The 11,652-nt window shown below is 66.5% G+C and carries 12 protein-coding genes; 6 read left to right on the top strand and 6 right to left on the bottom strand.

The genetic code is table 11. The features are described from left to right. Positions 1–2: 2 nt before the first annotated feature. Genes DQP58_RS01320 through DQP58_RS01310 form a run of 3 tightly spaced genes read left to right on the top strand, consistent with a single transcriptional unit; the run spans position 3 to position 4,249 of the window. Complete coding sequence (locus DQP58_RS01320) at positions 3–1,001, top strand: enoyl-CoA hydratase/isomerase family protein (RefSeq protein WP_112706714.1); 999 nt, start codon at positions 3–5, stop codon at positions 999–1,001. Continuing rightward, positions 998–3,427, top strand: coding sequence for a CaiB/BaiF CoA transferase family protein (locus DQP58_RS01315; protein ID WP_240629503.1), 2,430 nt, complete (start codon positions 998–1,000; stop codon positions 3,425–3,427). The genes DQP58_RS01320 and DQP58_RS01315 overlap by 4 nt, the downstream gene beginning before the upstream one ends. A gap of 6 nt (positions 3,428–3,433) precedes the next feature. Next, positions 3,434–4,249 (top strand): SDR family NAD(P)-dependent oxidoreductase, encoded by an 816-nt coding sequence (locus DQP58_RS01310; protein ID WP_112706712.1) that lies wholly within the window; start codon positions 3,434–3,436, stop codon positions 4,247–4,249. Positions 4,250–4,300: 51 nt separating this feature from the next. Here the strand turns inward: DQP58_RS01310 and DQP58_RS01305 are convergent, their stop codons facing one another. Further along, on the bottom strand, positions 4,301–5,131 hold the full coding sequence (locus tag DQP58_RS01305) for an SDR family NAD(P)-dependent oxidoreductase (protein WP_112706711.1): 831 nt from the start codon (positions 5,129–5,131) through the stop codon (positions 4,301–4,303). 85 nt (positions 5,132–5,216) lie between these two features. On the opposite strand from DQP58_RS01305, the gene DQP58_RS01300 reads away from it, so the two are divergent. Together DQP58_RS01300 and DQP58_RS01295 are read left to right on the top strand one after the other, a co-directional pair. Next, a complete protein-coding gene (locus DQP58_RS01300) occupies positions 5,217–5,708 on the top strand; it encodes a MarR family winged helix-turn-helix transcriptional regulator (RefSeq protein WP_112706710.1) in 492 nt (163 codons plus the stop codon). Between the two features lie 19 nt (positions 5,709–5,727). Next, positions 5,728–6,144 carry a DUF5313 domain-containing protein gene (locus tag DQP58_RS01295; RefSeq protein ID WP_112706791.1) on the top strand — a complete coding sequence of 139 codons (417 nt, stop codon included), beginning with the start codon at positions 5,728–5,730 and terminating at the stop codon, positions 6,142–6,144. 3 nt (positions 6,145–6,147) lie between these two features. Here DQP58_RS01295 and DQP58_RS01290 read toward each other — a convergent pair whose 3' ends face one another. Next, entirely contained in the window at positions 6,148–6,996 is an 849-nt protein-coding gene (locus DQP58_RS01290; protein ID WP_066865757.1) for a mycofactocin-coupled SDR family oxidoreductase, read from the bottom strand. Positions 6,997–7,229: 233 nt separating this feature from the next. Continuing rightward, complete coding sequence (locus tag DQP58_RS01285) at positions 7,230–7,880, bottom strand: TetR/AcrR family transcriptional regulator (RefSeq protein ID WP_066865760.1); 651 nt, start codon at positions 7,878–7,880, stop codon at positions 7,230–7,232. A 243-nt stretch (positions 7,881–8,123) separates the two neighbouring features. On the opposite strand from DQP58_RS01285, the gene DQP58_RS01280 reads away from it, so the two are divergent. After that, on the top strand, positions 8,124–9,311 hold the full coding sequence (locus tag DQP58_RS01280) for an acyl-CoA dehydrogenase family protein (RefSeq protein ID WP_112706709.1): 1,188 nt from the start codon (positions 8,124–8,126) through the stop codon (positions 9,309–9,311). 8 nt (positions 9,312–9,319) lie between these two features. Here the strand turns inward: DQP58_RS01280 and DQP58_RS01275 are convergent, their stop codons facing one another. From DQP58_RS01275 to DQP58_RS01265, 3 genes are all read right to left on the bottom strand, one after another. Beyond that, entirely contained in the window at positions 9,320–9,589 is a 270-nt protein-coding gene (locus DQP58_RS01275; protein ID WP_112706708.1) for a DUF4190 domain-containing protein, read from the bottom strand. 119 nt (positions 9,590–9,708) lie between these two features. Beyond that, positions 9,709–10,467 carry an acyl-CoA dehydrogenase family protein gene (locus tag DQP58_RS01270; protein ID WP_240629516.1) on the bottom strand — a complete coding sequence of 253 codons (759 nt, stop codon included), beginning with the start codon at positions 10,465–10,467 and terminating at the stop codon, positions 9,709–9,711. Between the two features lie 74 nt (positions 10,468–10,541). Further along, a complete protein-coding gene (locus tag DQP58_RS01265) occupies positions 10,542–11,639 on the bottom strand; it encodes an acyl-CoA dehydrogenase family protein (protein ID WP_112706706.1) in 1,098 nt (365 codons plus the stop codon). Between the last annotated feature and the right edge of the window lie 13 nt (positions 11,640–11,652).

The following is an 11,652-nucleotide window of genomic DNA, read 5'->3' as shown; positions in this document are numbered from 1 at the left end:
CCATGAACGAGCCCTCCGAGCCCGCGGCCGAAGAGATCATCCGATATGACAAGGACGCCACGACGCGGATCGCCACGATCACGTTCGACCGCCCGGACTATCTCAACGCGCCGACAATCGCCGCGCGGGTGCGTTACGCAGACTTGTTGCACCGGGCCAACATCGACGACGACGTCAAGGTTCTGGTGGTCCGCGGTGCCGGCGACGACCTGGGCTCGGGTGCGGATCTCACCGAGGCTATGCGGATGCGCGACGCGGCGGACCAGGGTCCGCGGCTCGCCGAATACCGAATCGGCGCCGACGAAGTCCGATACCCGCCGCAGGGGTCGTTTCGTAACGGTGCCACGCTCGGCCAGTGGTATGCCAACCCGAACTCGGGCATTCGCGGCCTGCAGGACTTCAAGAAGATCAGCATCCTCGAGGCCAAGGGTTACTGCTACGGCTGGCATTTCTACCAGGCCGCCGATGCCGACCTGGTGATCTCCAGCGACGACGCGCTGTTCGGGCACCGGTCGTTCCGGTATTACGGTTGGGGGCCCCGCATGTGGTGGTGGGCGCAGACCATGGGCATCCGCAAGTTTCAGGAGATGGTGTTCACCGGAAGGGCTTTCACCGCCGCGGAGATGTATGACTGCAACTTCCTCAACAGCGTGGTGCCGCGGGCTGAACTCGAGGCCGAGGTGGACAAGTACGCGCTCGCCTGCGCCCGTAACCGCCCCACGGACACGGTCTTCATGCAGAAGGTCTTCTTCGAGATCATGAAGCAGTTCCAGGGCGAATACCTGGGCAGCATGCTCAGCGGCGTGTTCGAGTCGATGGGAGGCAGCGTCCGCCCGGACGCCGGCGATGAGCTGATGCTCGACGACGCGATGCAGCGGGGCCTGGGTGACGCGGTCAAGGACAACGACGACAAGTTCCCCGCTGAATGGCGGCTGAGCAAGAAGGCCCGCAAGAAGGCGGGAGCCGACAAGAACAGCAACGCGAAGAGAAAGAAACAGTGACGCAACGTCGCGTCGAACCGCCGCTTGACGGCTATACCGTGATCGACCTGTCCACCGGTATAGCCGGCGCCTACTGCACCAAGTTGCTTGCCGACGGCGGTGCCCACGTCGTGAAAGTGGAATCCCCGCAGGGTGACTCGCTGCGCGCATGGTCGGCCTCGGGCGCCACCATCCCGGCCGGCGGTGACGGCGCGCTGTTCAGTTTCCTGGCTGGGGCAAAACACAGTGTCGTCGCTGATCCCGCCGCCGACGACGACGTCGAACTGGTGAACCGGCTGCTGGCAGCCGCGGATGCGGTGGTGTGGTCCGCCGGCTCCGAAGTGGTCGCACGCCCGAACTTTTCGCCGCGCGCCATCCACGCCCGGCACCCACATCTTACGGTCACCGCGATCACGCCGTTCGGCCTGGAGGGACCGTGGCACGACCGCGCGGCGACCGAGTTCACGCTGCAGGCGTGGTCGGGAGGAATCGTCGGGCTGGGCCGCGGCGAGCAGGAGCGTCCGCCCGTCTTCGTCGGCGGTCAGGTCGGCGAATACCTGGCCGGCGTCTACGCGAGCGTGGCCACCCTGGCGTCCCGGTGGCGCCGAATCGACGGCGGGGCAGGAGAACTGCTGGACCTGTCGATGCTCGAGACGCAGATCCTGTGCCTCACCTATTACCCGGTCTCCTACTTCGAAGTGCTCGGCCGGCCGTGGCGAGACATGCGGCGTCCGACCATTCCTGGAGTGGCTCAGGCCAAGGATGGCCTGGTCGACCTCGGGTGTGGGACCGCGCAGCAGTGGTTCGACCTGTGCGCGATGGTGGGCCGCCCGGAGTGGATCGATGAGGAATCGCCACTGTCGATCACCGAGCAGGCGAACATCCACGCCGAGGAGATCTTCGCCTGGCTGGCCGACACGCCGGTCAACGAAATTCGGGAACTGGCTTCGGCATTCCGCATCCCCAACGCGCCCGTCGCCAACGGCGCCAACGTGACGTCGTTCGACCAGTTCGTGGCACGCGATTCGTTCGTGCGCAATCCGCGCGACGGCTTCCAGCAGCCCAGCCATCCATACCGCATGCGGCCCGCGCAGCTACGCCAACCGCAGCCGGCGCCGCGGCTGGGCGAGCACACCGAGCGCTATCGGACCGCGCATCTCCCGGCGCGGCCCGCGCCGAGCGGGGTCGCGAAACCGCTGCCGCTCAGCGGTATTCGGGTGCTGGACATGACGACGTTCTGGGCGGGTCCCTGCTGCACGCATGCGCTGGCCCTGCTCGGCGCCGAGGTCATTCACGTCGAGTCGACCCGCCGGCCCGACGGCACGCGGATGATCGCCGGCATACCGATCACCGAGGATCGGTGGTGGGAGAAGTCGCCGATCTTCGAGGCCCTCAACACCAACAAGAAGGGCCTCACCCTGGACCTGCAGAGTCCGCGAGGCCGGGAACTGCTGCGCGAGCTCGTCGCAACGGCCGACGTGCTCGTGGAAAACTTCACGCCGCGGGTGCTGGACCAGATCGGCCTGGATTTTCCGACCGCCCAGTCGATTCGACCGGACATCGTGATGGTGCGGATGCCGGGCTTCGGCCTGGAGGGACCCTGGCGTGACAACCCGGCATTCGCCTACGTCATCGAATCGGCCTCCGGGGTGAGTTGGCTCACTGGCTATCCCGATCGCACGCCGTATGACCCGTATTCGATCGGAGACGCATGCGCGGGCGTGCACGCGCTCAACGCGATACTGCTGGCGCTCGAGCACCGGCGCCGCACGGGCGAGGGCGTGTTCATCGAAGCGGCGATGGTCGATGCCGCGCTCAGCATTGCCGCCGAGCAGGTCATCGAGTACTCGGCGTACGGGGCGCTGCTGGCGCGCGCGGGCAACCGGGGACCGACCGCCGCGCCGCAGAACCTCTATCGCAGCGCCGACATCGACGAATTCGGTCGCCTCGACAGCTGGGTCGCCATCGCCGTGACCACCGACGAGCAGTGGGCCAGTCTGGTCCGGGCGATCGGATCACCTTGTTGGGCAACCGATTCCACGCTATCGACCCAGGCGGGCCGGCGCCTGCACCACGACCGAATAGACGGCCAGCTCGCCGCCTGGTGCGAGCGCCGCAGCCGCGACGAAATCGTCGCAACCCTGTGGGACGCCGGAGTGCCGGTGGCCAAGGTCATGCAACCGCACCGGCAACCCGAGTTGGAACAGTTGGCCTTTCGGGATTTCTTCGAAGTTGTCGACCATCCCGTCAACGGCCCGGCTAGGCTCAGCACCGTGCCGATGAGGTTCTCGACCGGGCCCCACAAGTTCCACACCGCGCATGCGCCGTTGCTGGGGCAACACAATCACGAACTGCTATCCCGACTGGGCCTGTCCGATTCGCAGATCGCCGAGCTGGAAGCCGATGGGGTGATCGGCAGTGCACCGGCGATGCACGGGCGGAGCTGATCGACGATGACGATCGACCCCTCGAACATCCTGCTCACCGACCGCGTCGCCGTGGTGACCGGTGGGGGAGCCGGCATCGGTCGCGGGATCGCCGCCGGCATGGCCGCGTTCGGTGCGCGGGTGGCGATCTGGGAGCGTGACCCGCAGACCTGTGCGCAAGCGTCCGAAGCCACCGGGGCCCTGGGAATCGTCACCGACGTTCGAGACGGCAACCAGGTGGACGCCGCCCTGAAACGCACCAGTGCCGAGCTGGGCACGCCGACGATCCTGGTGAACAACGCCGGCGGGGTGTTCTCCTCACCCCTGCTGGACACCAGTGAAAATGGCTGGGATGCACTGTATAAGGCGAACCTGCGCCACGTGCTGCTCTGCACCCAGCGAGTTGCCCGGCAGCTGGTTGCCTCGGGCGTTGGCGGCAGCGTCATCTCGGTGACGTCGATCGAAGGCGTCCGAGCCGCACCGGGCTATGCCGCCTACGCCGCGGCCAAAGCCGGCGTGATCAACTACACCAAGACCGCGGCCCTGGAGTTGGCGCCGCACGGCATCCGGGTCAACGCGATAGCGCCCGACATCACGCTCACCGAGGGCCTGGCCGCGCTCAACAGCGACGGCGCGGCGGCGGCCATGGCGGACATCGTGCCGCTGGGCCGCCCCGGTCATGTCGACGAAATCGCCGCCGCCACAGTGTTTCTGGCTTCCGACATGTCGATCTATCTCACCGGGCAGACGCTGCACGTCGACGGCGGCACCCACGCTGCCAGCGGCTGGTACCACGACCCGCGGACGGGGGACTATCGATTGGGTCCGCCACCATCGAGCTAGTGGCGGTCGCGAGTGCGGCGAAGCCGGGCGCGGCGGGCCGCCACCATCGAGCTAGTGCGTCCAGCCCTCGGCGGCCTGTTCGTCGAAGGTCCGGTCGATGCGCTCGAACCGGCGGCGGATCGAATCCCGGGCGGCCCCGTGCGGCAGCACGTAGAGGCGGTTGGCGAGGATCGCATTGGCCGTCAACCGCGCGACGTCGTCCGCGGTGACCGCCTCGTCCTGCGTCGGCAGTGTCCCGAACGCCCCCTCGGGTGACGCGGACAGCCCGTAGTCCGCGCCGCGAATCCGTTCGGAATTGGAGACCAGCTTGGTCTCCACCACCATCGGGCACAGCACCGACACCCCTATGCCGTTGGGCTTGAGCTCGCGGGCGAGCGTTTCTGCGAGCCCGACGACGCCGTACTTGGCAACGCCGTAGGTCCCCAGGCCGTTGTTGGGCACCAGCCCGGCGAAGGACGCGGTGAATGCGATGTGCCCACCCTTGCCTTGATCGAGCAGCCTCGGCACGAACGCCTCGACGGCATGGATCGAACCCCACAGGTCGATGTCGATCACCCAGCGCCAGTCGTCGTGGTTCGTCTGGGCCATCGGCCCCGCGACGACGATGCCGGCGTTGCTGAACAGAACATCGACCTGGCCGAGCAACCGGAAGGACTCCTCCGCGAGGTGCACCATCTCCTCGAGGTGCCGGACGTCGCAGACCACCCCGTTTGCGTCGAACCCCTCGCCGCGCAGCCGGTTCACCGCCTGTTCCAGCGCGGGCTGATCGACATCGGATAGCACGACGCGGGCGCCCCGCCGGGCGAATTCGGTGGCGGTGGCCAACCCGATGCCGCTCGCACCGCCGGTGATGACCGCCCCGCGTCCCTGGAAATCGTCCATAGATTCCGAGCGTATTACCCGCGCGGCAGCCGGTGTGAGAGACGTCATGTAGATAGGTCCCTAACTATTAGGGCACCATATAATCATGCCCGCCGCGACCGCTCGCGAAATCGATCCGCTCGCCCTGGAACACCAGGTGTGCTTCGCGCTCGCGACGACCAACCGGGCGGTGTTGGCGGTGTACCGGCCCCTGCTGGAGCCCCTCGGGCTGACCCATCCGCAATATTTGGTGATGCTGGCGCTGTGGGATCACCGCAAGACGCCCGGGGCCGACCGGTTTCCGTTGTCGGTCAAGCAGATCGCCGCGGCATTGCAGATGGATTCCGCGACGCTGTCGCCGATGCTCAAGCGCTTGGAGGGCCAGGGGCTGATCACTCGTGCCAAGAATCCGGCCGACGAACGCACCACCGATGTGACGCTCACGCAGCGCGGAATAGCGTTGCGGGAGAAGGCACTCGAGATTCCGCCCGCCGTTGTGGCGCGCCTGGGCGTGGAACAGGCCGAACTCGGGAACCTGCATCAGGTCCTTACCCGAATCAACGCCGCCGCAGTGGCAGCCGGCGCACTGCATTCCTGACATGACCCCGAGGAGCACCATGACCGCCGGGAAACCCAATCTCTGGCAGCGCATCGGCTATGCCTACGGGCGGCGCCTGCCCGACTCGATGCGTGACTGGGTGGCGCGCGATCTGGCCGGGGAGGGAGCCATCCGCCGGCACATGATCAGGTGGGCCATACCGCCCCTGTTGGTGCTTGCCCCGTTTTGGTTGCTGCCCGCCTCGCTCTACGTGCACACGGAGATGACGGCGCCGCTCTACATCTGGGCGTTGCTGATAACCCTTGCCCTGAACAAGGTCTGGCGCCGCCACCGGTTGGCCGTTCATGGACTGGATCCGAACCTGGTCGACGTGATCAATCGACAAAAACAGGCGCGGATGCATGAGGACTACATCCGCCGCTACGGGCCGCGACCCGAATCGGCCGAATGGCAGTCCAACAGCAGCCCCTTCTAGCGGCTACTTGAGGCAGCTACCCGCATCGATGGGCAGGGTCACGCCGGTGATGTAGCGGGCCTCGTCCGAGGCGAAGAACAGCACCGCGTTGCTGATGTCGATCGGCTCGACCCAGGGGATCGGCAGCGTGTGGAACAGCTGACAGATCGGCGCCATGTCGTCGGGGCCCGGGTTTTCCAGGTCGGGACGGAACATCTTGAAGGTGCCGTCGTTGTGCAGCATGGGTGTCTTGACGTGGGTCGGGTGCACGGAGTTGACGCGAATCATGTGCTGTCCCAGCTCAACTCCGAACGCGCGCATCAGCCCGACGACACCGTGCTTGGCCGCGACATAGTGGCCGGTGTGGGGGTAGGCCTTGAGTCCGCCGACTGAGCTGGTCAGGATGATCGAACCGCCGTTGCCGCCCGCGATCAGATGCGGCACACCGGCTTTCACGGTCTTCCACACGCCGGCCAGGTTGATGTCGATCATCTCGGTCCAGTCTTCTTCGCTGGTTTTGTCCAACGTTTCGCCGCCGTTGCCGATTCCGGCGTTGGCCACGATGATGTCGAGCCGGCCGAGTTGCTCGACGCCGGTGTCCACCGCCGCCTTGAGTGCGGCATAGTCGCGCACGTCGACTTCGGCCGTGAAGATCCTGCGGTTGTGTCCCTTGACCAAGTCGGCGGTCTCGGCGAGGTCTTCGGGTGTCGATGCCGGGATCGCCGTGTCCAGCACGCCTTCCCGGATGGGCTTGCAGATGTCGATGGCGATGATGTCGGCGCCCTCCTGGGCCAACCGCACCGCGTGGCTGCGGCCCTGACCGCGCGCCGCTCCGGTGACGAAAGCGACTTTGCCCTCAACACGTCCGGTCATGGCTACCTCAACTCCTGACTTGATAGATCGGCACGCCTGCGCCGGACAACGATGCGGCCTCCGACCGCGGGTCTTGCCGCCCTTGAACTCTGTCATTCGCCCGCCGCGGGTGTCAATGACGAATCCGTTTCGGCTATTTGTGGTTCTAGATATTAGAGAATCTCATTCTCACCGGCAAACGGCGTGCGCTATTTGCTCACTGGCGAGGTGCGGGAAGGCGGGGCGTTCGGGTGCTACGCGACGAAACCGCGTGAGCAGAAATCCCATACCTCTTCGGCGGTGATGGGATGCGTCGTCGCGTCGTCGGGCCCGCCGCTGGATTGTGCGATGAACATCACCGTCTGCATGGTCATCGCGGCGACTCGTTTGGGGTTGATGGTGGTGCGCAGCTTGCCGGCATCATGCGCCGCGTCCATCAGTTCGGTCAGCAACGCGAGCAGCGGTGCATGGGCGATCTTGACCTCGGCCGGGTGGGTGACAAGCAGTCGAGGAGCAAAGTCCGTGAACAGCGGGCGCTTGGCCGTCGGGTCCGGGCGGGACGCTTCGTACAGGAGCTGCACGGCGACCTGCAGCCGCTCCAGCGGATCGGCCTGGTTCTCGGTGGCCGCGCGGATCTGGTCGGCCGACCGGCTCAGTGCATCCTCGAAGAGCGCCAGCAGCAGCTCGTGTTTGCCGTCGAATTGCAGGTAGAAGCTGCGCAACGACTGCCGGGAGCGGTCCACGACCTCCTGCACCGTAAAGTCCGTGCTGCCCTTTTCGATGATGATGGCCTGGGCGGCGTCGAGGAAGCGCTGAACACGCTGCGCCGCACGCAATTTCGCCGTCTTGATCGACCGCTCGACCGCTCGCTGCTTCCAGGCCGGCTCCTCGCTTGGATTGGTCACGGCCGACTCAGGTGATTGCCGCGCGGGGAGAACATGGTTGGACTCTACCGGAGAACGCCGTGACATCGCTGCGCTCGACCCCCTCACGGATCACGTGTCGGAGATTGTAACTTTCTTACCATGAGAATACTATTCTCTTAGACGTGTGTATGGAAGCGTAATCGCAAGAGTGAACCGCGTCGTCGACGGAAACCTTGATCTACCGACGCGTGGGAACACTGAAGGACCATCCCGGGAAGTGCCGTGCAGCTGACCTTTGACGCCGACGTGGAGGCGTTCCGAGCCGAGTTCGTGGCTTTCCTCGACGCGCATCTGCCTTCCGAGGCCGAGGCGTTGGTGCGGCCGCAGTCGAGCTCGGACATCCCGGACTGGGCCCGCCGCTGGCAACGCCTGCTGTTCGACAGCGGCTGGCTACAACCCGGCAACCCGCCGGAGTTCGGCGGACGTAACGCGACGCTGCTGCAGCAATACGTGTACTCCGAAGAGTTGTCGCGCCGGCGGATCTATCAGAGTTTCAATCCGCAAGGTGTCGGGATCATCGCGGCGTCGTTGTTGTCGTTCGGCACGCCCGAACAGAAGCAACGGTGGGCGGTGCCGATCCTGCGCGCGGAGATCACCGCGTCGCTGGGGATGAGCGAGCCCGGCGCGGGATCGGATCTCGCGTCGCTGAAGACGCGCGCAGTGCGCCACTCCGATTCGCAAGGCGACTGCTTCATCGTCAACGGGCAGAAGGTGTGGACGTCGGGCGCCCACCACGCCGATGTGTTGCTGACATTCGTGCGCACCGATCCGGACGCGCCAAAGCACAAGGGGATCAGCGCTTTACTGATCCCCACCGACACTCCCGGTGTGGTTCGGCGCCCGTTCGCCTCGATGGGTGACATCGAAGACGTCGACTTCAACGAGGTCTTCTTCACCGACGCCCGGGTGCCGGCCGAGAACCTGGTGGGGGAGCTCAACGGCGGCTGGCGCGTCGCGACCGGTTCGCTCGGCCACGAACGCGCCATGCTGTGGCTGGATTACGCGGACATGCTGCACGCGATGACCGTCGAGTCGAGCCCCTCGGGGCCGGTGCAGCGGGACCGCTACGCGACGCTGGTAATGGATTTCTACGCGATGCGGCTACTGGGGTCGGCGACCCTGGCCAAAGCCGCGCGCGGCGAAGAGGACGTGCCCGCCCAGTCGGTGCTCAAGTTGCTCGGCTCGGAGGCGATGCAACGCGCCTGCGAGGACGCGCTGGCCGCCAAGGACGGCGAGGGACTGGCCTTGCGCGGAGTCACCGCCCCGTTCGCCCCGCTCAACCTGGACAGCCACTACGGCAGCTGGTTCGACCGGTACGCGCGCACCTTCGCCGCGACCATCGCCGGTGGCACGTCGGAGATTCAGCGCAACATCATCGCCGAACGCGTGCTCGGGTTACCGCGCAATTGATCTGTGCGTCAATGGTTTCGGGCGTCCAGGTGGGCGTAGTAGCCAATGGCGACAAGACCCGCAACTATCGCGACCGCCCCTAGAACCATCCCGGCCAGAGCGGTTCGCCGGTTGTTCGCCTGGCCGCGGGCCACCCTTCGCCGGGCGATGTCGCCGGTCACCACAGCCGCGATGCCGAAGGGCACCCCGAGCAGCAGCCAGCAGGTGATGAGTCCGACCACGCCCAGGAGCACCGAGGCGACCCCGAACTGGTTTTGTGGTCCTTGCGGCCGACTCATTGCGTCCCACCTCCCAGGGCTCATGGCGGGGCCGACGTCCGCGCGCCGACCCAACCACCAAGTGCCCCCGCGAAGCATCTCATGCTCCGCGCACGGTGCCTGGATGTGGGCGCGCCGCGTTACAGCTGCGCGAGCCGGGGCGCCGAGCCGGCAGCCAGGACCGCCTTTCCGGCCTGACGTATCAGTTCTTTCGAACTACCCAGCAGCCCGTCGAGGATCAACGACCGCTTGATGTGGTGGTGCAGGGGGTGTTCGGCGGTGAAGCCGATGCCGCCGAGCACCTGCTGACAGTGGCGCGCGGTGGTCAGCGCCGCCTGGCCGGCCGCGGCCTTGGCCAGCAGCGAAGCGAGCCCCTGCGGGTCGTCGCAGTCCGTGGCGGCCTGCAGTGTCGCTTCGGCACCCTCGATCGCGACCAGCGCCTCGGCCAGTCGATGCCGGATCGCCTGGAACGAACTGATGTGCCGACCGAACTGGACCCGGTCGACGGCGTGCTGACGAGCCAAAGACAGCATGGCGCGGCTGGTGCCGACCAGCCACCACCCCAGAGCCCGCCAACCCGCGTGCAGCACGGCGGGTGGCAACGAATCATCTTGGGGCACGCGGTGTATCGGCAACAGCTCATCGATCGCCGACTCGGCATGGTCACGGCGCTCCCACAACACCCAGGAGCCACCGGCAAACGGCAGCGGCAGGGTCCCCCCGGGCGCGTCACCCGCCGCGCGCAGCACCACGTCGTTGAGCACGGGTGCGTGCGCGCCGGTCTCACCGAGCAGCTTGAACACCAGAGGTATTGCGATGTCGGGCATTTCATCGAGCATGTCGCGCCAGCCGAGCTCGGTCAGCGCCGCGTCGAGCTTGGCTCCCGAGGCGGCCGTCATCGTCGTCCGCAACGACTCCGCAAGCAGGCGCAGAGATTCGGGATCGGACTCGATGTCCGTCGGAGGGGTCACGGTCACTCCTTCCCGAGGTCGAGTAGCCGGCGGGCGATGATATTGCGCTGGATCTCGGCGGTGCCGCCGTAGATCGTCGCAGCGCGTGAATACAGATATTCCGAACGCCACGGGGTGTCTTCGAGCTCGAGCGTTCCCGGCAACACGTCGCGGACGGTGTCGTAGAGTCGCTGCTCCGCGGAGGCCAGCAGCACCTTGTCGATGGAGGTGTCCGGCCCCAGCCTTGCCCCGTCCCGCATACGATGCTGGGTGGCACGCGATCGGCAGCGCAACGTATGAAGAGCCAGATAGGCTCCGCCGAGCGCGGATTCGTCGGGTTCCCCGTTTTCTGACGCCGCGGTGATCAGATCGTCGAAACGTGAATAGAGGTAGGCGATTCGCTGCCAGAAGCAAGCGGAGCGTTCGTAGGGCAGCAGGTCCATTGCCAGTCGCCAGCCGTCCCCGGGCTTGCCCAGCATCCTGCTGGCCGGGATCACCACGTCGTCGTAGTACACCTCGCAGAATTCGTCGACGCCGTGCATCGTGCGCAGCGGGCGGATGGTGATGCCCGGGGTGTCGAGGTCGACGAAGAACGCGGTGATCCCGTCGTGGCCGGGCGCGGTGCGGGTGAGCAGGACGCACCGGGTGGAGAACTGCGCGAAGCTGGTCCAGACCTTTTGTCCGTTGACGATCCAGTTATCACCTTGCTGCGTCGCGCGGGTGGTCAGCGACGCCAGGTCACTGCCCGACCCCGGCTCGGAAAAGCCTTGGCACCATTGCTCTTCCCCGCTGAGCAGCCGCGGCACCATTTCCTTGGCGAGCTCCACGGGCGCGTAATCGATCATCGTGGGTGCGAGGACCTCGAGCATCGAATAGGGGCCGGGCTCGGCCAGGCGCCGGCCCACCACCTCTTCGCCGACGATCGCGCGCAGCACTGCCGGGCCGCCGAGCCCGCCGACCTCGACCGGCCAGCCGAACCGCATCCAATCGGCGTCGTAGAGTGCGCGGCTGACCCGGGCGAACTGCCGCATGTGCCCCTGCAGCGAGTGGTCGCGCTCGGGGGTCAGATCGTTGTCGTCGAGCCACGCGCGCAGGTCGGCCCGGAACTGCTCGACATTCACTTCAATGGGTCGG

Source organism: Mycobacterium colombiense (genome assembly GCF_003284975.1).
Classification (GTDB): domain Bacteria; phylum Actinomycetota; class Actinomycetes; order Mycobacteriales; family Mycobacteriaceae; genus Mycobacterium; species Mycobacterium europaeum_A.
Note: the sequence above shows the minus strand (reverse complement) of the source record. Positions and strands in the feature narration are given on the sequence as shown.